General features: G+C 68.2%; 29 protein-coding genes. 15 read left to right on the top strand and 14 right to left on the bottom strand.

Going from position 1 to position 25,335, the window contains the following annotated elements; translation table 11 throughout:
• The first annotated feature begins 2 nt into the window (after positions 1-2).
• The 9 genes from FGL94_RS12835 to secY are packed head-to-tail and all read left to right on the top strand — an operon-like array spanning position 3 to position 5,733.
• On the top strand, positions 3-395 hold the full coding sequence (locus tag FGL94_RS12835) for a 30S ribosomal protein S8 (RefSeq protein ID WP_004047215.1): 393 nt from the start codon (positions 3-5) through the stop codon (positions 393-395).
• A gap of 2 nt (positions 396-397) precedes the next feature.
• Complete coding sequence (locus FGL94_RS12830; protein ID WP_004047214.1) at positions 398-931, top strand: 50S ribosomal protein L6; 534 nt, start codon at positions 398-400, stop codon at positions 929-931.
• Positions 932-934: 3 nt separating this feature from the next.
• Complete coding sequence (locus tag FGL94_RS12825; protein ID WP_144925883.1) at positions 935-1,642, top strand: 50S ribosomal protein L32e; 708 nt, start codon at positions 935-937, stop codon at positions 1,640-1,642.
• A complete protein-coding gene (locus FGL94_RS12820; RefSeq protein ID WP_144925882.1) occupies positions 1,635-2,096 on the top strand; it encodes a 50S ribosomal protein L19e in 462 nt (153 codons plus the stop codon). Before FGL94_RS12825 ends, FGL94_RS12820 begins: the two co-directional genes overlap by 8 nt.
• Positions 2,096-2,653 (top strand): 50S ribosomal protein L18, encoded by a 558-nt coding sequence (locus tag FGL94_RS12815; protein WP_144925879.1) that lies wholly within the window; start codon positions 2,096-2,098, stop codon positions 2,651-2,653. The genes FGL94_RS12820 and FGL94_RS12815 overlap by 1 nt, the downstream gene beginning before the upstream one ends.
• Positions 2,646-3,293: a 30S ribosomal protein S5 gene (locus tag FGL94_RS12810; RefSeq protein WP_144925876.1), complete on the top strand. Its 648-nt coding sequence runs from the start codon at positions 2,646-2,648 to the stop codon at positions 3,291-3,293. Before FGL94_RS12815 ends, FGL94_RS12810 begins: the two co-directional genes overlap by 8 nt.
• On the top strand, positions 3,293-3,757 hold the full coding sequence (locus tag FGL94_RS12805) for a 50S ribosomal protein L30 (protein WP_144925873.1): 465 nt from the start codon (positions 3,293-3,295) through the stop codon (positions 3,755-3,757). Before FGL94_RS12810 ends, FGL94_RS12805 begins: the two co-directional genes overlap by 1 nt.
• Positions 3,754-4,251, top strand: coding sequence for an uL15m family ribosomal protein (locus FGL94_RS12800; RefSeq protein ID WP_144925870.1), 498 nt, complete (start codon positions 3,754-3,756; stop codon positions 4,249-4,251). Before FGL94_RS12805 ends, FGL94_RS12800 begins: the two co-directional genes overlap by 4 nt.
• 3 nt (positions 4,252-4,254) lie before the next feature.
• Positions 4,255-5,733 (top strand): preprotein translocase subunit SecY, encoded by a 1,479-nt coding sequence (gene secY / locus FGL94_RS12795; protein ID WP_144925868.1) that lies wholly within the window; start codon positions 4,255-4,257, stop codon positions 5,731-5,733.
• A 225-nt stretch (positions 5,734-5,958) separates the two neighbouring features.
• Here secY and FGL94_RS12790 read toward each other — a convergent pair whose 3' ends face one another.
• The 5 genes from FGL94_RS12790 to FGL94_RS18370 all read right to left on the bottom strand — a co-directional run bounded on the left by FGL94_RS12790 (position 5,959) and on the right by FGL94_RS18370 (position 9,016).
• Positions 5,959-6,216, bottom strand: coding sequence for a DUF7542 family protein (locus tag FGL94_RS12790; protein WP_144925865.1), 258 nt, complete (start codon positions 6,214-6,216; stop codon positions 5,959-5,961).
• 98 nt (positions 6,217-6,314) lie between these two features.
• On the bottom strand, positions 6,315-6,530 hold the full coding sequence (locus FGL94_RS12785; RefSeq protein WP_144925862.1) for a CbaC protein: 216 nt from the start codon (positions 6,528-6,530) through the stop codon (positions 6,315-6,317).
• Positions 6,527-8,320, bottom strand: coding sequence for a b(o/a)3-type cytochrome-c oxidase subunit 1 (locus FGL94_RS12780; protein ID WP_144925859.1), 1,794 nt, complete (start codon positions 8,318-8,320; stop codon positions 6,527-6,529). Before FGL94_RS12780 ends, FGL94_RS12785 begins: the two co-directional genes overlap by 4 nt.
• Positions 8,317-8,832 carry a cytochrome c oxidase subunit II gene (locus tag FGL94_RS12775; protein ID WP_144925856.1) on the bottom strand — a complete coding sequence of 172 codons (516 nt, stop codon included), beginning with the start codon at positions 8,830-8,832 and terminating at the stop codon, positions 8,317-8,319. Before FGL94_RS12775 ends, FGL94_RS12780 begins: the two co-directional genes overlap by 4 nt.
• A gap of 7 nt (positions 8,833-8,839) precedes the next feature.
• On the bottom strand, positions 8,840-9,016 hold the full coding sequence (locus FGL94_RS18370) for a hypothetical protein (protein ID WP_186313409.1): 177 nt from the start codon (positions 9,014-9,016) through the stop codon (positions 8,840-8,842).
• Between the two features lie 97 nt (positions 9,017-9,113).
• On the opposite strand from FGL94_RS18370, the gene FGL94_RS12770 reads away from it, so the two are divergent.
• Positions 9,114-9,317, top strand: coding sequence for a hypothetical protein (locus FGL94_RS12770; RefSeq protein ID WP_144925853.1), 204 nt, complete (start codon positions 9,114-9,116; stop codon positions 9,315-9,317).
• Positions 9,318-9,410: 93 nt separating this feature from the next.
• Positions 9,411-11,891 (top strand): heavy metal translocating P-type ATPase, encoded by a 2,481-nt coding sequence (locus FGL94_RS12765; protein ID WP_144925850.1) that lies wholly within the window; start codon positions 9,411-9,413, stop codon positions 11,889-11,891.
• A 24-nt stretch (positions 11,892-11,915) separates the two neighbouring features.
• Here the strand turns inward: FGL94_RS12765 and FGL94_RS12760 are convergent, their stop codons facing one another.
• The 5 genes from FGL94_RS12760 to FGL94_RS12740 form a co-directional block, all read right to left on the bottom strand.
• Positions 11,916-12,158, bottom strand: a complete 243-nt coding sequence (locus FGL94_RS12760; RefSeq protein ID WP_144925847.1) for a SelT/SelW/SelH family protein — start codon at positions 12,156-12,158, stop codon at positions 11,916-11,918.
• Between the two features lie 59 nt (positions 12,159-12,217).
• A complete protein-coding gene (locus tag FGL94_RS12755) occupies positions 12,218-13,300 on the bottom strand; it encodes a sensor histidine kinase (RefSeq protein WP_144925844.1) in 1,083 nt (360 codons plus the stop codon).
• A gap of 90 nt (positions 13,301-13,390) precedes the next feature.
• Positions 13,391-14,794, bottom strand: coding sequence for a heme o synthase (locus FGL94_RS12750; RefSeq protein WP_144925841.1), 1,404 nt, complete (start codon positions 14,792-14,794; stop codon positions 13,391-13,393).
• 78 nt (positions 14,795-14,872) lie between these two features.
• On the bottom strand, positions 14,873-15,361 hold the full coding sequence (locus FGL94_RS12745; protein ID WP_186313408.1) for an adenylyltransferase/cytidyltransferase family protein: 489 nt from the start codon (positions 15,359-15,361) through the stop codon (positions 14,873-14,875).
• The gene (locus FGL94_RS12740) at positions 15,358-15,879 is read right to left on the bottom strand and encodes a Mov34/MPN/PAD-1 family protein (protein WP_144925835.1); all 522 of its coding nucleotides are present in this window, start codon (positions 15,877-15,879) and stop codon (positions 15,358-15,360) included. The genes FGL94_RS12745 and FGL94_RS12740 overlap by 4 nt, the downstream gene beginning before the upstream one ends.
• A 150-nt stretch (positions 15,880-16,029) precedes the next feature.
• Between FGL94_RS12740 and FGL94_RS12735 the strand changes: the two genes are divergently transcribed.
• Positions 16,030-17,976, top strand: a complete 1,947-nt coding sequence (locus tag FGL94_RS12735; RefSeq protein ID WP_144925832.1) for a DHH family phosphoesterase — start codon at positions 16,030-16,032, stop codon at positions 17,974-17,976.
• A gap of 36 nt (positions 17,977-18,012) precedes the next feature.
• Here FGL94_RS12735 and FGL94_RS12730 read toward each other — a convergent pair whose 3' ends face one another.
• Both FGL94_RS12730 and FGL94_RS12725 read right to left on the bottom strand, forming a co-directional pair.
• Complete coding sequence (locus FGL94_RS12730; RefSeq protein WP_241659173.1) at positions 18,013-19,806, bottom strand: phospholipase D-like domain-containing protein; 1,794 nt, start codon at positions 19,804-19,806, stop codon at positions 18,013-18,015.
• 55 nt (positions 19,807-19,861) lie between these two features.
• Positions 19,862-21,310: a HEAT repeat domain-containing protein gene (locus FGL94_RS12725; protein ID WP_144925830.1), complete on the bottom strand. Its 1,449-nt coding sequence runs from the start codon at positions 21,308-21,310 to the stop codon at positions 19,862-19,864.
• Positions 21,311-21,477: 167 nt separating this feature from the next.
• Between FGL94_RS12725 and dpsA the strand changes: the two genes are divergently transcribed.
• The gene (gene dpsA / locus FGL94_RS12720) at positions 21,478-22,026 is read left to right on the top strand and encodes a DNA starvation/stationary phase protection protein DpsA (RefSeq protein WP_144925827.1); all 549 of its coding nucleotides are present in this window, start codon (positions 21,478-21,480) and stop codon (positions 22,024-22,026) included.
• Positions 22,027-22,150: 124 nt separating this feature from the next.
• Here dpsA and FGL94_RS12715 read toward each other — a convergent pair whose 3' ends face one another.
• Both FGL94_RS12715 and FGL94_RS12710 read right to left on the bottom strand, forming a co-directional pair.
• Complete coding sequence (locus tag FGL94_RS12715; protein ID WP_144925824.1) at positions 22,151-22,588, bottom strand: DUF5809 family protein; 438 nt, start codon at positions 22,586-22,588, stop codon at positions 22,151-22,153.
• A 36-nt stretch (positions 22,589-22,624) separates the two neighbouring features.
• A complete protein-coding gene (locus FGL94_RS12710) occupies positions 22,625-23,113 on the bottom strand; it encodes a DUF5810 domain-containing protein (RefSeq protein ID WP_144925821.1) in 489 nt (162 codons plus the stop codon).
• 485 nt (positions 23,114-23,598) lie between these two features.
• On the opposite strand from FGL94_RS12710, the gene FGL94_RS12705 reads away from it, so the two are divergent.
• Complete coding sequence (locus tag FGL94_RS12705; protein ID WP_144925818.1) at positions 23,599-24,843, top strand: translation initiation factor IF-2 subunit gamma; 1,245 nt, start codon at positions 23,599-23,601, stop codon at positions 24,841-24,843.
• Position 24,844: 1 nt separating this feature from the next.
• Entirely contained in the window at positions 24,845-25,315 is a 471-nt protein-coding gene (locus FGL94_RS12700; protein WP_144925815.1) for a PIN domain-containing protein, read from the top strand.
• The last annotated feature ends 20 nt before the right edge of the window (positions 25,316-25,335 follow it).

Here is a 25,335-nt window from a genome sequence, read left to right as displayed (position 1 = left end):
TCATGACGGGAAACGATCCATTCACCAACGCGCTGGCCGGCATGGACAACGCCGAGAGCGTTGGCCACCTGTCGTACACGGTTGAGCCCGCCTCCAACATCATCGGCTCCGTCCTCGAGGTCCTCTACGACCGCGGGTACGTCGACGGCTTCGAGTACGTCGACGACGGGAAAGCCGGGAAGTTCGAGGTCGAACTGAAAGGAGCGATCAACGAGTGTGGCGCCGTCAAGCCCCGCTACTCCGCGGGTGCCGACGAGTTCGAGAAGTGGGAGAAGCGATACCTCCCCGCCCGTGACTACGGGACGCTCATCGTCACGACGAGCCACGGCGTCATGAGCCACTACGAGGCCCGCGAAGAGGGCATCGGCGGCCAAGTGATCGCATACGTCTACTAACAATGAACAGAGTCGAAATCGAGATTCCGGACGACGTCTCCGCCGAGACCGACCACCTCGAACTCACCGTCGAGGGTCCCAACGGGAGCGTCACGCGACGCCTCTGGTACCCCGACGTCGAGGTCACGGTCGAGGACGGTGTCGTCGCGATCGCTTCCGAGAACGAGGACGCGAAGACGAACGCCACGGTCGGCACCTTCGAGAGCCATGTCGCCAACATGATCCACGGCGTCACCGACGGATGGGAGTACACGATGGAAGTGTACTACGCCCACTTCCCGATGCAGGTGACCGTGGAGGGCGACGAGGTCGTCATCGAGAACTTCCTCGGCGAGCGAGCACAGCGACGCACCCCGATTCGCGGGGACACGGACGTACAGATCGACGGCGAGACGGTCACGCTTTCGGGCTCCGACAAGGAGGCCGTCGGGCAGACCGCCGCCGACATCGAACAGCTGACGAAGGTGACCGACAAGGACACGCGCGTCTTCCAAGACGGCGTGTACATCGTCGAGAAGCCCACCGGAGGTGCCTAACCAATGGCCGAAGAACTGGAAGACATCAGCGGTGTCGGTCCCTCGAAGGCGGACGCCCTTCGTGAGGCCGGCTACGAGACGGTCGAGGACGTGAAGGCCGCCTCCCAGTCGGAGCTCTCCGAGGTCGACGGCGTCGGCAACGCGCTCGCAGCGCGTATCAAGGCCGACGTCGGCGGACTGGAGGTCGACGAGGAGGCGGACGCGGAGATCGAAGACGAGACGGACGAGGAGGAGGCCGCCGACGAGGCGGCCGACGAGGACGTCGAGACGGAGCTTCGCCCCCGCGGTCACGCCGACAAGACGCCGGACCTGGACGACGAGACCGCTCGCGCGCTCGCACAGAAGCACCGCGAGGGGAAACCGCAGTTCAACCGGCAGGATTACCACAAGAAGAAGCGCATCCCGACGTCGTGGCGCAAGCCGCGCGGCGGGCTCTCCAAGCAGCGCCGCCGCATGAAGGCGAAAGGCCCCGTCGTCGAGGCGGGATTCCGTTCGCCGAAGGCGTCGCGCGACCTGCACCCGAGCGGCTTCGAAGAGGTCCGCGTACACAACACGGACGACCTCGAAGGCGTCGACGGTGACACGCAGGCGGTGCGGATCGCCTCGAAGGTCGGCGGTCGCAAGCGCGAACTGATCGAAGACGAGGCGGAGGAGCGCGGTATCCGCGTGCTGAACCCGACCTACGTCGAAGTGGAGGTCAACGATGAGTGATCTGAAGGCGCAGAAGCGGCTCGCGGCGGACGAGCTCGACGTCGGCAAGGGCCGCGTCTGGCTCGACCCCGAGGCACAGGAGGAGATCGAGGACGCCATCACGCGAGAGGACGTCCGCGAGCTCATCGAGCAGGGCACCATCCGCGCGAAGGACGCGAAGACGAACTCGCGCGGTCAGGCCCGCGAGCGCGCCGAGAAGCGCTCGTACGGACACCAGTCCGGCGCCGGTACCCGGAAGGGGAAGGCCGGTGCACGACAGAACACGAAGGACGACTGGAAGGCGCGGATCCGCGCGCAGCGCGCCCGCCTGAAGGAACTCCGCGACGACGAAGACGTACTCGACGCCAGCGAGTACCGCACGCTCTACAACAAGTCGAGCGGCGGCGAGTTCGAGGACGTCGCGCGGCTGGAGGCGTACATCCAGACGCAGTACGGTTACGAGGTGACGGACTAATGGCCACAGGACCACGATACAAGGTGCCGATGCGGCGCCGCCGCGAGGTCCGGACGGACTACCATCAGAGGTTGCGCCTGCTGAAATCGGGCAAGCCTCGCCTGGTCGCCCGGGTGAGCAACGCTCACGTCAGGGCGCAGCTGGTGACTCCCGGACCCGACGGCGACGAGACCCACGCGGCCGCCTCCAGCGAGGAGCTCGGCGAGTACGACTGGGACGCCCCCACGGGCAACCTCCCCAGCGCGTACCTCACCGGCTACCTCGCGGGCGCCCGCGCCGTCGACGCCGGCCTCGACGAGGCCGTCCTCGACATCGGACTCAACACGGCGACGCCCGGCAACAAGACGTTCGCAGTACAGGAAGGAGCGATCGACGCCGGCCTCGAGATCCCGCACAACGACGACGTGCTGGCCGACTGGTCGCGCACGCGTGGCGAGCACATCGCCGCGTACGCCGAGCAGCTCGACGAGCCGCTGTACAGCGGCGATTTCGACGCCGCCGACTTACCCGAGCACTTCGACGACGTGCTCGCCACAATCCAGGAGGACCATGAGTAGACACAACGACGGCTGGGAACCGCGGACGCGACTCGGCCGCAAGGTACAGAACGGCGACATCTCGTCGATGGAACAGGCGCTCGACTCCGGTCTCCCCATGAAGGAGGCCGAGATCGTCGACCAGCTCCTCCCGGGGCTGGAAGACGAGGTGCTGGACATCAACATGGTCCAGCGCATGACTGACTCCGGCCGCCGCGTGAAGTTCCGCTGCGTGGTCGCCGTGGGCAACCGCGACGGCTACCTCGGCTACGCGCAGGCCCGGGACGATCAGGTCGGCGGCGCCATCCAGAAGGCGATCGACGTCGCGAAGCTGAACATCATCAAGGTCGACCGCGGCTCCGGGTCCTGGGAGGACCAGCCCGGCGGCACGAACTCCCTCACCCGCAAGGCCGAGGGGAAGGCCGGGTCCGTCACCGTCGAGATCCAGCCCGCCCCGCAGGGGCTCGGGCTGGCCGCGGCGGAGACGGTCCGGAACATCCTGGAGCTCGCCGGCGTCGAGGACGCCTGGACGAACTCCGACGGCAACACTCGCACGACCGTGAACCTCGCGAAGGCGACGTTCAACGCCTTAGAGAACGCGGCGCAGTCCCGCACTCCGCAGCACGCGCGTGAGGTCCACTACGACGAGGTGAGCGAGTGATGCAAGCGATCGTGCAGCTCCGCGGTGACGTGAATCTCGAGTACGGCGTCGAGGACACCCTCGACATGCTGAACATCGGGCGCGTCAATCACGCGACGCTCGTCCCCGAGACGGACTCGTACCGCGGCATGATCACCAAGGTGAACGACGTCGTCGCGTTCGGGGAACCGAGCGTCGACGCGGTCGCAACCACCGTCGCGCGACGCGGCGAGCCCCTGGAGGGCTCGGCCGACATCGACGACGAGTGGATCGACGACAACACCGACTACGCCGACCTGGAGGCGCTGGCCGAGGCACTTGTCGACGAGGAGACGACTCTGCGCGAGCAGGGGCTCTCGCCGACGCTCCGGCTCCACGCCCCCCGCGGCGGTCACGAGGGAATCAAGCACCCCGTGATCGAGGGCGGCGAACTCGGGAAACACACGACCGAGGAGATCGACAGTCTCCTGGAGGCGATGCGATGACGAGCAAGAAACGTCGACAGCGCGGATCTCGAACGCACGGCGGCGGAACGCACAAGAACCGGCGCGGCGCCGGTCACCGCGGCGGACGCGGCGCGGCCGGTCGCGCGAAACACGAGTTCCACAACTACGGCCCGCTCGGCAAGTACGGCTTCAAGCGCCCCGAGAGTTCGCAGACCGAGGTCCTCGAAGTGAAGGTCCAGAAGCTCGACGAGGACGCGGCGCTGTACGCCGCTGAGGACCTCGCCGAGGAGGACGGCGACGCGTACGTCATCGACGCGCGAGACGTCGTCGAAGACGGGCACGAGGCCGATGTTGTGAAAGTGCTCGGCGGCGGCCAGGTTCGCCGCGAGCTTCGCGTCACTGCCGACGCGTTCACCGCCGGAGCGGTCGAACTCATCGAGGAAGCCGACGGCGAGGCGGCGCTCTCCGAACGCGCCGAGGAGGCCGCTGACGAACCGGAAAACACTTCCGACGACGAGGACGACGAGGCGTAACCAATGAGTTGGAAGGAGGTCGCCGAACCGGTGCTCACGCGGATGCCCGTCGTGGAGCGACCCGCGGGTCACGTTCCGTTCAAGCGGAAGCTCATGTGGACGGCCGGTATCTTGGTCGTCTACTTCTTCCTGACCAACATCAACCCGTTCGGGTTGGCTGTCGGTCAGGGGTCTGACTTCTTCGGGCAGTTCCGGTCGGTGCTTGCCGGCTCGTCCGGCTCGCTGTTGCAGGTCGGTATCGGGCCGATCGTCACGGCGTCCATCGTCCTCCAGCTGTTGGGCGGTGCGAACCTGCTGGGACTCGACACCGACGACCCGCGCGACCAGGTCCTGTATCAGGGCCTCCAGAAGCTCCTGGTGATCATCGTCACCGCCCTGACGGCGGCCCCGATGGTGTTCACCGGCGAGTTCCTTCCAGCGGACGACGCGGTCGCGGGGGCGCTCGGGATTGGCACGTTCGGCGTCGAACTGCTGATCTTCGCGCAGGTGTTCGTCGGCGGCATCCTCATCCTGTTCATGGACGAGATCGTGAGCAAGTGGGGCGTCGGCTCCGGCGTCGGGCTGTTCATCATCGCGGCCGTGAGCCAGCAGATCGTCGGCGGGTTCTTCAGCTTCTCCGCGCTCGGCGCGTCAGGCTTCTTCGCGAGCTGGTACGGCATCATCGTCGGCGACGTGCCGGTGTCGCTGTCGCCGTTCACGGCGGAAGGACTCCAGAACCTGCTGTTCGATCCGGGGAACATCTTGGCGCTTTTCACCACGCTGTTCATCTTCGGGATCGTCGTGTACGCGGAGTCGGTCCGCGTCGAGATCCCGCTGTCGCACGCGCGGGTGAAGGGCGCTCGCGGACGCTTCCCGGTGAAGCTGATCTACGCGTCCGTCCTGCCGATGATCCTCGTTCGCGCGCTGCAGGCGAACATCCAGTTCCTCGGGCAGCTCCTCTCCTCGCAGTGGGCGGGGATGCCGGGCTGGCTCGGTGTCTACAGCGATCAAGGCCAGCCCATCTCCGGGCTGTTCTACTACCTGAACCCGATTCAGGCCCGAACCGACTGGATGTGGTTCCTGGGTGAGATACCGGCGTCGGTCGAACCGTGGATGATCGCGATTCGGCTGATCATCGATCTCACGTTCATGGTCGTCGGCGGCGCGATCTTCGCCATCTTCTGGGTCGAAACCACCGGTATGGGCCCGGAGGCGACGGCGAAACAGATCCAGAACTCCGGGATGCAGATCCCCGGATTCCGACGGAACCCACAGGTCGTAGAGAAGGTCATGGAGCGGTACATCCCGCAGGTGACCGTCATTGGCGGTGCCCTCGTCGGGCTGCTCGCCGTCATGGCGAACCTGCTCGGTACCATCGGGCAAGTCTCCGGAACCGGACTGCTACTCGCGGTCTCTATCACGTACAAGCTGTACGAGGAGATCGCGGAAGAGCAGCTGATGGAGATGCACCCGATGATGCGCCAGATGTTCGGCAACGAGTAAGAACGAGGTTCGTTCCTCGACACCGTTTCGGGCCATCTCTCGACGGATCTTTTATTTACTTCCCGCCAGTGACGCGTCTCAGCTGAGTGTCTAGCGGGCCGACGAAACGGCGCCACGTCTGGTGTCGCGCCGTCTCCGCACTTCTCGTTCCGGTCGCCTTCAGAACCGTTTCGGTGCTTTCGGAACCGCGGCCAGTCGCGACGCTGGCGGTGAATCCGGCTTTGACTACGACTCCCGTTCCGGTTCCGGCGGCGCCGGCTCGACGAGCGGGGAGTCCTCGTTGACGCACTCGGGACGACCGCAGACGCCGGCGTCGGCGCCGGCCCGCGAGACGCCGGCGTCGAGCGACTCGATGTCCCAGTCGACGTCGTGACCGGTCGTCGACTCGTGGTCGTCCACGGCGGTTCGGGCGTCCCGAAGCCGGTCGTACGTCGCCGCGAACGAACAGTCGCCACACCGGACCGCGACGCGCGTCTCGTCCATGCCCGTCTCTTGTGCTACTTCGACATAACCACCGCGGTCACCGGCGATCCGGTGGAACCCAAAAACGCCGATTGTCGAATCTGGCGGTACCTGCGTCGCTACGCCGGGTCGTCACCCTCGGGATCGGTCCGCCAGCCGCCCTTCAGCGTGACGAACCAGACCGCGAGACCGGCGAGGATGAAGACGCCGGCCATGTACGGAATCAGCGGGAGCTCGATCCCGACGAAGTCGAGCACCGTCCGGAACTCGTAGATGATCACGCCGAAGATCGCGAGCACCACTAAGAGCCCGCCGCGGGTCACGTCGACGGTCATCGGATCACCTCGACGAGCGCGGCCGACTCGTCGCCGATCGCACCGAGCAGCGCCGTTGCCGCGTTCGCGAGCGCGTCGAGCATGGGCGAGAGCCACACCGGGTACGTGCCGACTCCCGGCCCGAGCAGTCCGCCGCGGTTGATAATCGCCGCCAGCGGGAGCATGTACGCGAGGACGACGAGCGTGACTGCGATACCGACCCACAGCCGGAGGTTATCGAGCACGCGCGGTGCGTCGTCGGGCCCGGACAGCGCCGGGGGCAACGTCTCCGCGAGCCCGGAGACCTTCGGGTTCCCCATCGTGAGTACGAGGTTCCCGATGAACAGGACCGTCGAGACGAACAGCAGCGTCCCGCCGATCGCGATCTGAATGTTGAGCTCCTCGAACCCGCCGAACATTGTCGGGTAGTCGAACCCGGAGTACTCCGGCTCGGCGGTCCGCCGCGGGACGCCCAAGATCCCCTGTGCGTGCATCGCGTTGGACATCAGTGCCATACCGATGAACCAGAGTACGACCTGGAACAGCCCGACCGACCGGCTGTAGATCGGCTTGTTGGTGATCTGGGGCCAGAGCCAGTAGGTGGCCGCCATGAAGGTGAGCGCGACCGCGGTCCCCACGGTGAGGTGGAAGTGTCCCGGGACCCAGATCGTGTTGTGGATCATGTAGTTGATGTTCATCCCGGCGTTCACCATCCCGGAGAAGCCGCCGGCAGCGAACATCAGTCCCGCGAGCATCATCCCCGTGAACTCGGGCTTCCGCCACGGGAGGTCGGTGAGCCAGCCGAGGAGCCCGCTCCCGCCGCGCTGGCGGGCGCCGTACTCCACGCTCGCGACCACCGTGAACGCGGTGAGCAGGCTCGGCAGCAGGAGGAACATCGTGTTCGTCATCGAGATGAACTTGAACCCCTCCGCGATCCCCGGATCGAGGTACTGGTGGTGGATCCCGACCGGGGTAGAGAGGAGGAGGAACAGCACGAACACGACGCGGGCAAGCGGGTCGCTGAACAGCCGCCCGCCGGCGATCTTCGGGAGCACGGTGTACCACAGCAGGTACGCCGGCATCAGCCAGAAGTACACCACCGGGTGGCCGAAGAACCAGAACAGCGTCCGGGTCAGCGTCGGATTCACCTGATCGATCAGTCCGAGCGACCACGGCAGCAGAAAGATGAGCACTGACGCCGCCACCGCGGACGACGCGATGTACCACATCGCCATCGTCGTCAACACCATGAACGTCTGCAGCGGGATCCGCTCGTCGGGGTGCTCGCGCTTCCACGCGAGCCACGTCCGGAAGTAGTCGGCGCCGGCGATCCACGACCCGACGATGAACACGGCGAGCCCCGCGTAGAACATCGGATGCGCCTGCAGCGGGGCGTAAAAGGTGAACAGCACGTCCGCGCTCATCTCGATGGAGTCGACGAAGCCGGCGAGGATCGAGATGCCGGTCATCGTCATCCCGGCGGCCATGAGCCCGTACCACGTCCACGTGATTTTGGTGTTGATCAGCGGTCGGTCGAGGCTCCGCACGACCGCCCACGTGAACAGCCCGACGAGGAAGAACGTCGTGAAGCTGAGCGCGAGGAACACCCCGTGTGCGGTGAGCGACGTGTAGTAGTCGGTGGAGTCGATGAGCCCCCGGAAGACCCCGGTTCGGTGGAGCGTCTGGATGATCCCGAAGATCGCGCCGAGCGTGAGCGCGAGGAATGACCCGAGCAGCGCGGCGCGGACGATCCGCGCCTCTTCGGGGAACTTATCGGCGAAGGTCCGTTCGCCCTCGATGGCCTCGCTCATTCGCCGTCACCTCCGTTCGTCCGCTCGTCGAACTCGGACTGAGGCACGACCTCCAGTTTCCCCTCCATCGCGTGGTGGCCGGCGCCGCAGTATTCGTTACAGACGATCCCGTACTCGGCCGGGCCGTCGGTCTCGACGGTGATCTCCGAGACCTCGCCGGGAACGACCATCGTGTTCGCGTTCGTCCCGACGACCTCGAACCCGTGGATCACGTCCCGGGACGTGACGTAGAACGTCACCGTGCTGTTTTCTGGTACCACGATCGGGTCGGGCTGGAATCCGAACTGGAAGGCGAGAACGTACGCCTCGTACTCGTTCTCGCCGACCTGTTCGACTCGGGGTTCCGAAAACCGTTCGTCCTCGTCGAGCGCGCCGGCGTCGATCGCCGGTTCGCTGTCGGTCACCATCGCGACGCCGGGACCGACGGCGCCGTACGTGACCGATCCGAGGAGGAACAGTATCAGAAGCAGCGACGCCGCGAGCCAGAGCTTCTCGTAGGCGTGAATATGCATGCTGTGATTACCCCACGATGACCAGATCGCGGCCGAGGAATTCGATGTAGTAGATGTACACCCATGAAAGCACCAGGATGACGAAGTATATCCCGATGAGCGTGAGGGTCCCGATCGGATCGAACTCCTCGATGTCACCGCTCACGTCGTTCGCCGACCCGTGTGCGGTTTCGTTTCGGCCCATGGTACGTGTTGATGGTAAACAACTATATAAGATCTATCCGTTCCCGAACCCTGAAAACACGGATATTATATATGTCCCGCGGACCGTTGGTTACGACATGGACTTCTCGCTTCAACAGGCCATACTCCTCGTGCTCGGCGGGCTCGTCCCCGCGGCGGTGTTCATCGCGGACCGCGCGGAGATCTTCGTCGCGATCACGCTGGTGAACGTGCTGCTCATCTGGGCGAGTCTCCGGATCGCGACCGGCGGGAGCCTGTTGGGGTTCGGCGACGGCGACGCAGCGGATCCGGATCGAGCGTAGTCGCCCGGATACGGCCAGTGACCGGACCGCGTCGAGCCTCGTCCGTCGCGTCCGAGTAGCGAATCCCTCCTGCGGAATTCCGGAATCAAACACATGTCAGGCTGTACACTCTGTGACCTGCCGACCGGGGACGACCCCCACACGGCCCCGGACGTCGACGGCGAGTTCTGCTGCCGGGGCTGTCTCGCCGTCGCGCGGTCGCTCGGCGACGCCGAGGGGTTTGACGGGCTCGACGAGGGGCTCGACGAGGTCGAGGAGCGGCGGCCGGCCGCGGAGCCGGACGACGGCTTCGACGGTGAGACGGCGTTCCTCCACGTCGACGGGATGCACTGTGCGACCTGCGAGTCCTTCTTAGAGATGACGGCGGGCGAACAGCCCGGGGTCGCGGCCGCGGAGGCGAGCTACGCCACCGACACGATCCGGGTCGACTACGACCCCGAGGCCGTCGGCGCCGACGAACTCCCCGAGCGCCTCTCCGTCGCCGGGTACTCGGCGAGCCACCGCGCGGATCCGGACGCCGAGAGCGACGACGCCGTCGTCCGGTTCCTGATCGGCGGCGGCTTCTTCGGGATGATGGCGATGCTGTGGTACGTCGTCTTCCTGTACCCCACCTACTTCGGCTACGAACCCTTCCTCGATCTGGGCGGGGTCTCGGGGCAGTACCTGTTCACGCAGATCTGGGTGTTCGCCTCCGTCGTCCTGTTTTACACGGGATACCCCATCCTGCGGGGCGCCTACGTGAGCCTCCGCGCGCGACAGCCGAACATGGACCTCCTGGTGTCGCTCGCGGCGGTGAGTTCGTACGCGTACAGCACCCTCGCGATGTTCCTCGGTCAGACCGATCTCTACTTCGACGTGACGATCGCCGTCGTTCTGGTGGTCACCGCCGGCAACCACTACGAGTCGCTGATCAAGCGGCGCGCGACCGGCTCTCTCTCGGAGCTGACGACCGCGACCGATCGAGAAGTCCGGACCGAGGCGGGCGAGAGGGTCGCGGCCGACGCGGTGGAGCCGGGCGATCGGCTCCTCGTTCGCCCCGGCGATCGCGTCCCGTTCGACGGGACCGTCGTCGAGGGGAGCGCCGCGGTCGACGAGGCGCTGGTCACCGGCGAGTCGCTCCCGGCGACGAAACGCGAGGGCGACGCGGTCCGCGGCGGCACCGTCGTCACCGACGCCCCGGTGGTCGTCGAGGTGGGCGAGGACGCCGAGAGCACTCTCGACACGCTCGTGCGGATGCTGTGGGAGATCCAGAGCTCGCGGTCGGGGGTCCAGCGGCTCGTCGACAGACTGGCGACGGTGTTCGTCCCACTCGTCGTCGCCGTCGCGGTCCTCGCGGCCGGCGCGACCCTTGCGTTCGGCGCCGCACCCACCGAGGCGGCGCTTGTCGGACTCACGGTGCTCATCGTCTCGTGTCCGTGCGCGCTCGGGCTCGCGACCCCGCTCGCGGTCGCCGCCGGGATCCGCGACGCGGCCCGGCGGGGGATCGTGATCGTCTCCGACGCCGTCTTCGAGGAGGCCGCCGACGTCGATGCGGTCGTGCTCGACAAGACCGGGACCCTCACTGACGGGGAGATGCGGCTGCTCGACACCGCGACGGACGGGACCGACCGAGAAACCGTCCGGAGACGGGCCGCGGCGCTGGAGCGCGCCTCGGTCCACCCGATCGCGGAGGCGATCGTCGCGGGGGTGGCGGGACACGCGGCGAAACCCGACGAGACCCCTCCCCGTCCGGCCGCGGCGACCGACGGAGGGACGGCCACTGATGACGGAACGCGGTCCGACGACGGCACGACAACCGACGCCGACACGGCGGCCCCGGCCGAGCCGTCGCTCGCCGCCGCGGACGTGACGGTCACGGACAGGGGCGTCTCCGGTCGGATCGACGGCGACGAGGTTGTCGTCGGCCACCGCTCGCTGTTCGAGTGCGACGCGTGGGCCGTGCCCGAGCCGCTCGACGCGGCCGGCGCGGACGCCCGCGAGGCGGGTCGCGTCCCCGTGTACGTCGGCTGGGACGGGACCGTCAGGGGGGTGCTCGTCGTCGGCGACGAGGTGCGCGACGGCTGGGAGGCGGTCGTCGAGGACCTGGCGGCAGGCGGGCGCCGGGTCGTCGTGCTCACCGGCGACTCGCCGGCCGCGGCCCGCCAGTTCGAGGAGCATCCCGCGATCGACGAGACGTTTGCGGAAGTCCCACCGGAGGCGAAGGCTGAAACGGTCCGACGGCTGACCCTGACCGAACGCGTCGCGATGGTCGGTGACGGGAGCAACGACGCGCCCGCGCTCGCAGCGGCAGACATCGGCGTCTCCGTCGCCAGCGGGACCGATCTGGCGGCCGACGCCGCCGACGCCGTCCTGCTGGAGGACCGCCTCTCGGCGGTCCCGGAACTGTTCGCGGTCACCCGCGGGACGAACCGCCGGCTCAAGCAGAACCTCGGGTGGGCGTTCGTCTACAACGCGGTCGCGATCCCGATGGCCGTCTCGGGGGCCCTCAACCCGCTGTTCGCCGCGGCCGCGATGGCGACGAGCAGCCTCCTCGTGGTGTCGAACTCGGCGCGAGCCGTTTATAAAGGCGAGTAGCGGAAGGACGGGTCTACGGTGGCGTCACGCCGCCGCGCCGACGTACGGTCTGACCGCGCGCACGATGGCGTCCACGTCGTACTCGTCTTCCGCCTTGTCGAAGACGACCTCGCCGTCGGCGCGCACGACGAACACGCCGTCGTCGCCGGTCACCAACGCGACCTCGTCGATCCGCTCGCCGAACTGCTTTAAGATCGCCTCCGAGACGTCTCGGGCGCGATTCAACATGCCGCACGGGACGCAGTACTCGACTTCGATGCGTGTCATACGCCCTCTGGTTCGTGCCGAACGAACTTAAAAACGAACCGCGTGCCGTTTGCCGCTCTCTACGATCCCCGGTCGACGCCGCTGATCTCGAACCGCGTACCGCCCTCGTCCCCGTCACCGATCTGCAGCTCCCACCCGTGCGCCTCGACGATCCGGTCCACGATCGAGAGGCCGAACCCCGTCCCGTCGGTCGACGACGTGTACCCGGTCTCGCGCACCCGATCGAAGTCTCCCTCCGGAATGCCGACGCCGTCGTCCTCGACGTAGAACCCGTTCTCCCCGTCGAGCGCGTCGACGCGAACGGTCACGTCGCTCCCGCCGTGCTCGACCGCGTTTCGGAGGAGATTCTCGAAGACGTGCGACAGCCGGTCGCGGTCGGCCCGCACAGTCATCGATCCGTTCACGCGGAGCGCCGCGTCCGCCGTGTCCACGCGCGACCAGCACTCGCGCGCGCACTCGGCGAGATCGACGTTGTCGGCGTCGTCGACGATCTTCCCCTCGCGGGCGAGCGTCAGCGTCTCCTCGATTATCTCGTCCATCCGATCGAGAGCGGGCTCGACCGCCGCCAAATGCTCGTCGTCCGGATGCGCCTGCTGGGCGAGGTCGACCCGCCCGTGGACGACGTTGAGCGGGTTCCGAAGGTCGTGTGACACGACGCTCGCGAACTCTTCGAGCCGATCCCGCTCTCGACGGAGTTCGGCCTGTCGGACCCGGCTCCGCTCCGCCGTGACCTCGCGTTCGATCGCTCTCGCCTCGAACAGGCCGATAAGCAGTCCGATACCGCCGCCGAAACCGATCGCCCAGCGGATCCAGCCGAACACCTGAAACGCGGACTCCGTCGGTAGCGCCGCCATGAACCCGATGTTGACGAGGAGATACCCCACCCCGCCGGCGACCCACCAGCGGTTGATCCGCTGGTACCGGCCGGTCGAGAGATCGGCCCTCGAGATCCAGTAGACAACGTACCCGACGCCGAACACGACCAGTATCGAGGAGAGAAAACCCACCCAGTAGCCGCCCGGGACGGGAACGAGTCCGAGCGAGACGGTCGCGGCTTCAGCGACGAGCGAGAGAAGGAGTACGACGCTGAGTCCCCAGACGGGCCACAGCGAGCGTACGGCCGCGCTCGACGTGCAATTCATTCGACTGCGTTGGCTTTCTCGCGAAGCTATATAAACCACGCCGCCCCGGCTATCACCGACGATACCTCCGACGCCTCGCCGAAACACCGCTCAGACCACGAGCGCGTCGAAGACGACGGCGAACAGCAGGAGTCCGAGATAGGCGTTCGACGCGTGGAACGCGCGGAACGCCGCGCCCTCGGTCTGCTCGTAGTGGAGCCGGACGACCGTCCAGAGGAACAGGGCGCCGACGGCGACGCCCACGACGGCGTAGAGCGCACCGAGCGGCTCGGCGACCGCCGCGAGCGCGACCGCCGCGACGAGCGTCGCGCCGAGGTACCAGACGATGTGCCGGCGCGTCGTCGTCTCCCCGCGGACCACGGGCATCATCGGGAAGCCGCCGCGCTCGTAGTCGTCCTTGTAGGCCAGCGCGAGGTTGTAGAAGTGCGCGGGCGTCCACAGGAAGATGACTAAGGCGAGCAACAGCCCGCCGCCGCCGATCTCACTCGTCACCGCGGCCCAGCCGATGAGGGCCGGGAGCGCGCCGGCGGCCCCGCCGATCACGGTGTTTTGCACCGTGTTCGGCTTCAGGATGAGCGTGTACACGACGCTGTAGAACACGATCGCGACCAGCCCGAGCGCTGCCGTCAGCAGGTTCACCGTCCAGAACAGACCCACCGAGACGAGCGTGAGGAACCCGCCGAACGCGAGCGCGTGGGACACCGGCACGAGGTCGGTCGCCAGCGGGCGGTCGTTCGTGCGCTGCATCCGCTTGTCCACGTCGCGTTCGAGGACGTGGTTGAACGTACCGGAGGCGCCGATCGAAAGCGCGCCGCCGACGAGCGTCGCGGTCACGACGCGAGGGGTGAACCCGGCGCCGCCGGCCAGCGCCATCGCGGCGGCGGCGACCAGACAGAGCAGCCACATCAGCCGCGGCTTCATCAGCCGGAAGTACGCCGCCGCGGTCGCTCTCAGCCGAGGGACCGCCGCGGTCGGCACGTCCGGATCGGGCGCCTCCTCGATCGGCGGGAGGTCGTCGGTGCCGGGCTCGAAGTCGACGGGAGCGTCGTTCGGGTCACCGGTCTCGGCCTCCAGCCACCACGCGAGCCCGGCGAGCACGGCCGCGAAGATGGCCACGCCGAGGAGGAGGTGCACGGAGCCGAGCGCGGACGGGAGGCCGCCGACCGCGACGAGCGCGCCCACGCCGGCCTGCGCGGGGTACACGGTCAGGGCGAGAGTGAGCGCGGTCCGGGTCCGGCGGCTCGCACCGTCCCGCCACGCGAGCGCAGCGGAGAGAGCCACGAGGAGGCCGACGACGACCGCGAGAACGCGGTGGCCGAGGGCGATCCAGCCCTCGGTCGCCGTCGGGAGTTCGGCGCCGTTCCCGCAGGCGGGCCAGCCGCCGCAGGCGGTCGCCGCCTCCGTGAGAGAGGTGGTCGCGCCGACGACGATGAGCAGGTACACGCCCATCGCCGCCGCCACGAGGACTGCGGGGAATCGATCGGGTATCGTCACTTGGAGAGTCTTAGGAACCGATCCATATATGTTCCGCGCTTCACCGTACCGCCCGCGTTCGTCGTTCTGGAACGGTCGCTATCTCCGTTCGTCGCGGGGCCGATCGCTGTTCTGCCGGTCACGGTCGACGTCGCGGTCGGGGCCACGCCGTTCCAGGATCCGCTCGACGATGTCGCCGCTGGAGAGCAGTTCGTCCTCGTACCGTGGGTCGCGGCCCGAAGCGCGTTCGACCCGGCAGTCGATCCCGCGCTCCGCGAGCGCGTCGGCGATGTCGGCCTCGTCGTGGTGCTGGTCGTAGCCCAACACGATCACGTCGGGATCGAGGCGCTCGATCGGGACGAACACGTCTTCCGGATGGCCGAGGTGGGCCTCGTCGACGGCGTCGAGCGCGGCGACCATATCGCGGCGCTGCTCGGCACAGAGGATCGGCGCCGGCTTGTGCGTGACGTTGGTGCGGCGGGCGACGATGGCGTGAAGCTCGTCGCCGTACGCCGCCGCGTCCTCCAGGTAGTGGACGTGGCCGGGGTGGAGCAGGTCGAAGGTCCCCTGCGCGACGACCCGCTTCATCGGAACCACGAGAGGAAGCCGCCGCCGTCCCGTCGCTCCTCGCCGATCTCGCGGTCGATGTCCTCCTGTGTGAAGTCGAAGAAGTGCTCGTCGGGGACCTCCACGTCGAGCACGTCGAGGGTGGTCTGCTTTCCCTCGTTGTCGAACGCCTTCCAGTCCCCCCACCCGTAGGGCGCGCCGACGATGATGTGGACCCGCCCCTGTCCGAACGTCGCGAGGTCGGCGTCGCTCGGTCGAAGCGCGCCGTTCGGATGGGAGTGGACCGAGCCGACCGCGCGCATGTCGTTCGGCTTCATGTGGGTGCGGACGCTGGCGCTCGTCGGGTTCGACTCCGTCCCCGGGATGACGAGCACGTCGGTGATCACCTGTCCGTCCCGGTCGAGGTCGAGCTTTCGGGCGTCGTCCGCGCGGAGGAACCCCATGTACTCGTCGGGGTGGCTCTCCTCGCTCGCCTCGAGGACGAACTCCATGGTCTCCCGGGCGATCCCGAGGAGTTCGTCCGAGCGGAACAGTCGCATACGCGACGGGAGGCACTGTCGCCCCATATGGATTCCGGACCGCGGGGCGGACGGCGCCGGCCTGCCGTCATCGCTGCCGGCGCTCTGCACCGGACGACGCCCGAGACGCGAGAGAACAGGCTTAACACCGGCCGTTCCCGATGAGTCTCTATGAGCGAGAACACCGCCGGGGATTCCGGCACGCGGGGCGATTCGAGCCCCGAACTCGACGCCGACGGGGCGGAGGGGGCGGCCGACGACCGGCCGACCGTCTACGATCTGGCACCGGACTGCACCCTCGAAGACGCCGAGGTCGACGCGCTGTACCACGCCGAAGTCAACGGCGTCGTCGACTACGGGATCTTCGTCGACGTCTCAGACGCCCTCTCGGGACTCGTCCACGAGTCGAACCTCGCCGACGACTACGCCGTCGGCGACCGGCTGGTCGTCCGGCTGACCGAGGTGAAAGAGAACGGCGACGTGGCCTTCGACGACGAGAGTCTCGACGACTACCGCACTGAGGCCGTCGCCCACGAACCGTCTGTCTCCCGCGTCCGCGGGCTCGCTCCCGGCGACGAGGTCACCGTCGAGGGTGAGGTCGTCCAGGCGAAACAGACGGGCGGCCCGACGATATTCGCCGTCGCGGACGCCTCCGGCGTCGTCTCCTGTGCCGCCTTCGAAGAGGCCGGCGTCCGGGCGTACCCCGAGGTCGAGGTCGGCGACATGGTCCACGTCAGCGGGACGATCGAAACGCGCGAGAACGCCCTCCAGCTGGAGGTCGATTCGCTGAAGCGACTCCCCGAGGAGCGGGCGACTGCGGCCCGTGAGCGCTTCGAGACGGCTCTCGACGAGCGCGCCGCACCCGCCGACGTCGACCCGCTCGTCGAGTGGGAGGCGTTCGAGCCGATCCACGACGACCTCCGGGAGCTGGCGCGGCTGCTCCGTCGCACCGTGCTCGCCGGTCGCCCGATCCGCGTCCGGCACCACGCCGACGGCGACGGGATGTGCGCCGCGATTCCCGTGCAGCTCGCCTTAGAGAACTTCGTCCGCGACGTGCACGAGGACCCGGACGCTGCCCGGCACCTGTTCAAGCGGCTCCCGAGCAAGGCGCCGTACTACGAGATGGAGGACGTGACCCGCGACCTGAACTTCGCGCTGGAGGGCCGAGCCCGCCACGGCCAGAAGCTCCCCTTCCTCCTGATGCTCGACAACGGGTCGACCGAGGAGGACGTGCCCGCCTACGAGAACCTCGCGCATTACGACATCCCCATCGCGGCCGTCGATCACCACCACCCCGACCCCGAGGCGGTCGAGCCGCTGCTCGACGCGCACGTCAACCCGTACCTCCACGACGAGGACTACCGGGTCACCACGGGGATGATGTGCGTCGAGCTCGCCCGGCTAATCGACCCGTCGATCACCGAGGAGCTGGAGCACGTCCCGGCCGTCGCCGGGCTCTCCGACCGCTCGAAGGCGGAGGCGATGGACGACTATATCGCGCTCGCACAGGAGGCCGGCTACGACGAGTCCGACCTGTTCGATATCGGCGAGGCACTCGACTACGCCGCCCACTGGCTGCGCTACTCCGAGGGGAAAACGCTCGTCAACGACGCTCTCAACGTGGGCTGTGAGGACGAAGCCCGGCACGAGGAGCTGGTCGAATTCCTCTCCGAACGGGCCGAACGCGACGTCGACCGCCAGCTCGATGCCGTCGACGACCACGTCGAACACGAGCGGCTCGCCTCCGGCGCGCACCTCTACCGCATCGATCTCGACGAGTACGCCCACCGGTTCACCTACCCCGCGCCCGGGAAGACGACCGGCGAGCTTCACGACACCCGCGTGCAGGAGACGGGCGACCCCGTCATCACAATCGGCTACGGCCCCGACTTCTGCGTGCTCCGGTCCGACGGCGTCCGGCTCGACATCCCGAACATGGTGACCGAGTTGAACGAGGAGCTTCCCGAGGCGGGCGTCTCGGGCGGCGGCCACCTCGTCGTCGGCTCCATCAAGTTCGTGAAGGGTCGCCGGGGCGCCGTCATCGAGGCCCTCGTCGAGAAGATGGCCGAAGCGGAGATCGACGAATCGCTTTCGTCGACGGTCGCGATCGACGACTGACGCGGCCCCGAACGGCCGTTCGGCTGCCGTGTCGCCTCACACGAACGCCACCTCCCGGCGCGCGACGGCGCCGGCGCCGACGGCGGCCGTCGCCAGTCCTCCGAGTAACCCGATCGGCAGGTGAACCCCGCCGCCGCGCCAGTCCGCCGCGTACGCTCGAGCGTAGAAGTCTGCAACTGATCCGTCTTCGATCGCGAGTAACACCTCTCTGTTCTCTGTCGCCGCGCCCTCGTTCCAGTTGAGGCTTCCAACGACGGCGGTGTCGTCGACGACGAGCCCCTTCGCGTGGATCTTCCCGAATCGTCCCCGCGGCTGGGAGACGGTCACTTCGATCGGCTCGTCGGCGAGCTCGTCGACGAGCGCCCGGTTCTCCTCGCGGTCGTACCACGCACCGGACAACAGGAGGTGAACGTCGACGCCGCGGTCTGCGGCCCGGCGAAGCGCGCGGACGATCCGGTTGTCCGGCCCACCGGTCCGCGGGACCACGCCTAACACGCGGTCGTCGGCGGCGTCGATCCGCTCGACTAACCGATCGGCGGCATTCCCCGGAGTCGTCAGAAGCTCGACATCTGCCGTCGTCGCCGCTGGCGGCTCGAACCGCGCCGGATACGACTCGTTTGCCGTCCCCGACTCGTGGAACTCGGTGTCGGTCCGGAACGACGACCACGCCCGGGCGTCGGACGCCGCGGCGTCCGCCTGGAACAGGGCAGCGAGGTCGTCTGCGGTGGTTTCGGAACCCGTTTCACCCGTCGATCCGTCCGTCGTCACTCCCCACCCCCGGTTGGTCTGTCCGCCGGTACCGGACGCCTTCCAGTTCTCTGTGAGAACGATCGCGCGGTCGTCGGCGACGGCGTATTTCGCGTGGTGGAAGCGGAACCGTTCGGGGTTTCCGTCGAGCACGCGGACCTCGACGCCGGCGGCCGCGATCCGGTCGAGGAGCCGCGCGCTCCGCGCGGAAAAGCCGCCGACCGGGGACCCCTCGACGAGGACCCGCACGTCGACGCCGCGATCGGCGGCGGCGACGAGCAGGTCGGCGACGCGCTCGGATCCCAAGGTGTAGCCGGCGAGCAGCAGACGGTCATCGGCGGCGCGCAGCGGCTCGACCGGCATCCCTGGACTGTCCGGAAGCACGAACGGAGTCACGGTCGCGTTCTCCGTTCTGGTCGCGGGTCGCGGGTCGTACCCCCGCGGTCGCCACTCTCCCCAGTCCGCTCGCCAGCGGTGCCCCTCGGGTGCGCGGTCGTAGTCGACCACGGCGACCGCCGTCCCGTTTCGGCGGAGCTCGACCCGATCGCCGGATGCAGCGAGCGGGAAGTAGCCGTCGAGCGCGCGGAGTTCCGGTTCGCCGACGCCGCCGCTACCGGCGACCGCGGTCCCGTCGTCGAGTAGGGGCGTCGTGTTCGCGGGGTCCATCGAGAGCGCGACGACGCCGCTCGCGTTCGCCGGGATCCTCGCCTCGTAGTAGCCGTCGGAGAGCGACCAGTTCCCGCGCTCGGGGAGCCGGACGACGAGGTACTCGCCGCGGTTCTCCACCGCTGTCGGGTTCGGGAACAGCTCGATGATCCGCGGCTCCATCGCTACGAGCGTCCGGTTTTCCGGGCCGTCGTTCGACTGCGCGACGCCGGGCTCCGAGTCGGTCCCGCCGACCTTCAGGTCGGTGCCCGCGTCACCCGCGGTCGACGCGGTGTCACCTGTGACCGGCGCGGCGGTACCCCCGACCGGCGCGGCGGTCGTCAGGACGAGCAGCCCGAGCGCGACGGCGACGACGCTCTTGACCGCGACGACACCCGTGACAGACTCGTTTCCGGGATGGAATGATACGGGCGACACGAGGGGTCTGCCCGCGGTATGGATTAAAAAAAGTCGACCGAACGGCGTGTGGCCGTCAGGCGGTCGGCGCCGCCTCGTCGAGCGCGCGCTCGGCCTTCTCGGCCTCGGTGGAGACGATGAAGGAGTGCTCGTCGCCGTACTCGGCGACCGCTTCGAGCGCCTCGCGCGTGCCGATCTGGCGGAGCGCCCAGCCGGCGGCGGCACGGACGTCGTCGGAGTCGTCCTCGGCGAGCGCGTCGGCGAGGGGGTCGATCGCGCGGGTGTCGCCGATCAGACCGAGCGCCCGGGCGGCGTGGGGCCGCACGAGGCTGTCGGTGTCACCTTCGGGGTCGAGCTGGTTCGCGAGCGGCTGGACGGCCTCCGCGGCGCCGATTTCGCCGAGGGCCTTGAAGACGGCCTTCTGGAGCTGCGGGTTCGAGTCCTCCGGGACGTACTCGACGAGGGTCTCCGTCGCCTCCTCGGCCGCCATCTTGCCGAGGATCCGGATCGCCGGCTGGTCGCGCTTCTCGGCGCGGCCGAGCAGCTCCTCGACCGAGGCCTCGGTTTTCCCGCGTTTCCCCATGCGTTCGAGTGCCTCGAGACAGTGGCGCTCCATGAAGTCCGACTGCAGCGAGTCGAGCGCGAGCAGGATCATGTCGACGTTGTCACGCGTCTCGTGCTCTTTCAGCGCGGCCCACTCGACCGGGTAGTCCTTGTAGTGGCCGAGCACGTCGTAGTACTCCTGCGCGCGGAGCTGCTCGTGCGTTTCGAGGTCGTCCCACTCCTCGGCGTCGTCGAGCCCCGCTTCGAGCCCGTCGGTCGCATCGAGCAGGGCCGCGATCGTCTCAGCGTCGTCGTCGGGGTCGAGACCGGCGTCCGCGACCGCTGCGGCGACCGCGTCGAGTGCGGCGACGAAATCGTCGAGGGAGTCACCGCCGGTACCGTCGGCGTCCGCGTCGTCGGCATCCGCGTCGGGTTCGTCCGTATCGATGGTGTCCCGGTCGAGATCGTCCGTGTCGACCTCGTCGTCGACGGCGTCCGCGGCCGCGTCAACGAACGCCACCACCGCGTCCGCGGCGTCGTCGCGGCCGGCGGCGGTCCACTCGGTGTCTTCGAGCGTCGAAGCCGCCGATTCGATCGCGTCGATCACGTCTTCGGCGTAGGGGCCGCGGGCCTCCTCGACGCCGTCACGGAGCTCCGCGATCCGGTCTTCGAGGTCGCCGCGCGGGTCGTCGGCGTCCTCGTCGTCCTCGTCCGGCTCGGGGAGATCGGCCCCGGTGAGCCCCTCTTCGGCGTCGTCGAGAAGCGCCTCGATGTCGTCGAGGTCCGCCTCGGTCTCGGCGTCGTCGAGAAGCGCCTCGATGTCGTCGAGGTACTCGTTCAGGGACTCCTCGGTCGCTTCGTCGGGAAGCGTGGGCGCGGCGGCCGCGTCCGTCGACTCGCCGGCGCCGCCCGCCTCCTCCGCGTTGTCCGCGGCGTCGGCCCCCTCGGAGGCGTCGGCCGGGTCGTCGTCGCCGTTGCTCATATACCCAGAACTGCGCGCGTTGTCCATTAAGACGTTTCCCTTCCGGACGGAGTCGACGGTAGTACCCCCCTACTATCGAAAATACAGAAGATATTTTTCAATGTCTGGAATTTATCTTTCTAAAGTAAGAATAGTTAAGTGGGTCGCGCGCGTACGTCGAAGTAGCTATGAGCACCCAGAAAGAGGCCCGCCAACGGTACGGCGACGTTCACGAAAGCGAAGCGCTGCGTATCCCGGAGGAGAAAGCCGAACAGCTCGTCGACGCGCTCAACTCCGACCTCGCGGCGACGTACGTGCTCTACCATCAGGTGAAAAAGCACCATTGGCTCGTCGAGGGAGCCGAGTTCCACGACATCCACGAGTACCTCGGCGAGGTCGCCGCGGACCTCGAGGAGGACGCCGACGTGATCGCCGAACGCGCGCAGGCGCTCGGTGGTGTCCCGCTCTCGGGCGGCGCGAACTACGAGGAACACGCGCCCGTGAGCCCCGAGGACGCCGACGCCTACGACATCCGCACGTCGCTGGAGAACGACCTAGAGATCTTCGGCGACATCATCGAGCAGCTCCGCGAGCACATCCAACTCGCCAACAACCTCGGCGACTACGCCACCGAGGAGCAGCTCCGCGAGATCCTCGAGGGCGTCGAGGAACACGGCCACCACATCGAGCACTACCTGGAGGACGACACCCTCGTCACTCAGGGCACGCTCGACTAGGCGTCGACGACCTCGTTGTAGCTGACGATCTCTCGGTCGGCGGCCATCGTTCCGTCCGCGGCCTCGAATTTTTCCCGTTTTCTCGTCCGAAAGCGGCGGCTGTGTGGGTTGTAACTGAACCGGCCTACCGCCCGGACTCGTAGAACTCCTCGCGGTACACTCGCCCGAACGCGTTCCGGCGGAGGGTGCTGGCTGCCGCGTCCGGCTCCTCCTGATACGTCGCCGCGATCACGGTGTCGGCGAAGGGGATCGGGTGCCACACGACGTTGTCGACGTTGTCGGACCCGATCCGGACCACGTCGCCCTCGTCGAACTCGCTGTCGGCGAGCCACTCGTCGAACTCCCCGCCCTCGCCGACGTGGACCGCGAGCAGCTCTGCGAACGTCGCGTCGCGCGCGGTCCGGATCACCTCGGGCGTGACCCGCTCGTCGTACTCGTCGGCGTCGAACGACATCGCCTTCGTCGCCTCGCGGACGACGACCTGCGCGACCGGCCCGACCTCCTCGTAGCGTTCGAGCGCGTCGGCGCGGGTCTCCGGGGCGAACGTCCCTCTGGTGTCCATACCCGCCGTTCGCCGTCGACTGAAAAGGGCGTTCCGTTACGCGGACGGGTCGTCGGCGGCGTCGGAGTCGTCGCTGTTGCTCGGGTCGCTTTCGTCGTTCTCGTCGTCACTCACCTCCCGCGCCATCTCGCGGGCCTCGCGGATCGCCTCGGCCACCTTCGGATCGGTCTCGCCGGTCGAGTCGACCGCGCCCGGGCCGCCGCCCGCGGCGTGGTCGTGACCGGCGCGATCCGCGCGGGTGTGTCCCGAGTGGTCGTGCCCCACGTGGTCGTGCGCCCCGAGGTCGACGTCGGGGCGCCCGCGATCGACGGTGTCCTCGAACACCTCGTGGTACTCGGCGTCTTCGGCGTGGGGCGTCACCTCGGCCGCGAGCCCCGCGGGCTCCCGATCGCTCCAGTCGGAGACGTGGTCGTCGAGCCACGCCTCGTGGTCGCCGCCGTGTAACATCGCCGTGAACGCGAGGTGATGCGCGAGGTGTTCGCCGTCGCGCTGGGGCGTCTCGCAGACGGGGCACGCGTATCCCATTACGTTTCGAGTTGATGCGTGAGGCGTAAATCGGCGTCGGACGACGCCGGCGACGCCGGGATTTGTTTATAAGCGGTTGAGATCGGTGACTCGACGCCGAATACCCACAAAGCCCCAGCCCGCACCGCCACCGCGGCCTCACGCCTCCCCAGCCTCGGCGGACAGACCGGCGCGGGCGACGCCGCGCCGGTCCGCCGCCTCCCTCGCACGCGCTCCTCGCCGGCGGCTTCGCCGCCGGCTGTCAGAGGGACCTTCGGTCCCTCACTACTCGCGCCCACGGGGCGCTCGGAGGCGCGCGCCACCGCCCCGCGTCGCACATTTATAAATAGACCTCTGGGCTGCGCTCATCGGTTTACGTATCGTTTCGTCGCTCTTCCCGTTCGGGCGTCCGCCGTCGTCGACGCCGCGGGCGCCACTATAACAGCAACTTTATCACTCGCACGGAGCGAATTTCCGGTAAGACTACTCCGTTAGGAGGTCCAACAGTGACTGAAGCCAACACACAACCGGAGGTGAACATCGGTCTCGTCGGTCACGTCGACCACGGGAAGACGACGCTCGTGCAGGCGTTGTCCGGCTCGTGGACCGACCAGCACAGCGAGGAAATGAAACGCGGCATCTCGATCCGGCTGGGGTACGCGGACGCGACGTTCCGACGTTGTCCCGGCGTCGACGCGCCCGAGTGTTACACCGTCGACGAGGAGTGCGAGGACGGCTCCGAGAGCGAGCCGATCCGGACGGTCTCGTTCGTCGACGCGCCCGGCCACGAGACGCTCATGGCGACGATGCTCTCCGGCGCCTCGATCATGGACGGGGCCGTGCTCGTCGTGAGCGCGACCGAGGACGTCCCGCAGGCGCAGACGGAAGAGCACCTGATGGCGCTCGATCTCATCGGGATCGAGAACATCGTCATCGCGCAGAACAAGGTCGATCTGGTCGACCGCGACCGCGCCGTCGACAACTACCGGCAGATACAGGAGTTCGTCGAGGGCACCGTCGCGGAGGACGCGCCGATCGTCCCCGTCTCCGCGCAACAGGAGGTCAACATGGACCTCCTCATCGACGCGATCGAGACGGAGATCCCGACCCCCGATCGCGATCCCGGCGAGAACGCCCGGATGTACGCGGCCCGCTCGTTCGACATCAACCGTCCGGGCGCGACCGCGGCGGACCTCAAGGGCGGCGTCGTCGGCGGCTCGCTCGTCAGCGGCGAGCTGTCCGTCGGCGACGGGCTGGAGATCCGACCGGGCCGCGAGGTCGACGAGGAGGGCCAGACGGAGTGGCGCCCCCTCGAAACCACGGTGCGCTCGCTACAGGCCGGCAGCAGCGACGTGGAGTCCGCGCGGCCGGGCGGGCTGCTCGGCGTCGGCACCGGGCTCGACCCGAGCCTGACGAAGGGCGACGCGCTCGCGGGGCAGGTCGCCGGCGAGCCCGGGACGCTCCCGCCGACGCGCAACGAGTTCGAGATGCAGGTCGACCTCCTCGACCGCGTCGTCGGGAAGGAGGACGACGAGAGCGGTGAGAGCGACATCGAGGACATCAACACCGGCGAGCCCCTGATGCTCACGGTCGGCACCGCGACGACGGTCGGCGCGGTGACGAGCGCGCGCGACGGCGAGTGCGAGGTCAGCCTCAAACGGCCGGTCTGCGCCGAGGAGGGCGCACAGATCGCGATCAACCGGCGCGTCGGCGCGCGCTGGCGACTCATCGGCGTCGGGACCCTGTCGTAGCGTGACCGACGACGCCCGCGCGGACGGATCGGAGTCGGCTCCCGCGGGCGACGCCCCTACCGATGGCCTCACGGGTGACGGTCCCGACGGCGCTCCGGTCGTCGCGCTCGACGCGAGCGCGCTGATGGCGCCGGTCGAAGCGGACCTGCGGCTGTTCGAGGAGCTCGATCGGCTCCTCGGAGGCTATGACGCCGTGGTCCCGACCGCCGTCGTGTCGGAGCTGGACCGGCTCCAAGGCGGGAACGGCGAGGCGGCGACCGCGGCGAGCGTGGGTGCGGACCTCGCGACGCGGGCGGAGGCGGTGGAGACGGCAGAATCGTACGCCGACGACGCGCTCGTCGAGCTGGCCGCCGAGGGTCGGGTCGACGGCGTCGTCACCAACGATCGACCGCTGGCGAACCGGGTGCTGGAGGCGGGCGCACCAGTAATCGGTTTAAGGGGTCGGAACACACTGGCGATAACGGAACCCTAGCGGACGCGGACAACCAACGA

It is taken from the genome of Halorubrum salsamenti, from assembly GCF_007671685.1.
In the GTDB taxonomy this organism is placed as follows: Archaea; Halobacteriota; Halobacteria; order Halobacteriales; family Haloferacaceae; genus Halorubrum; species Halorubrum salsamenti.
Note: the sequence above shows the minus strand (reverse complement) of the source record. Positions and strands in the feature narration are given on the sequence as shown.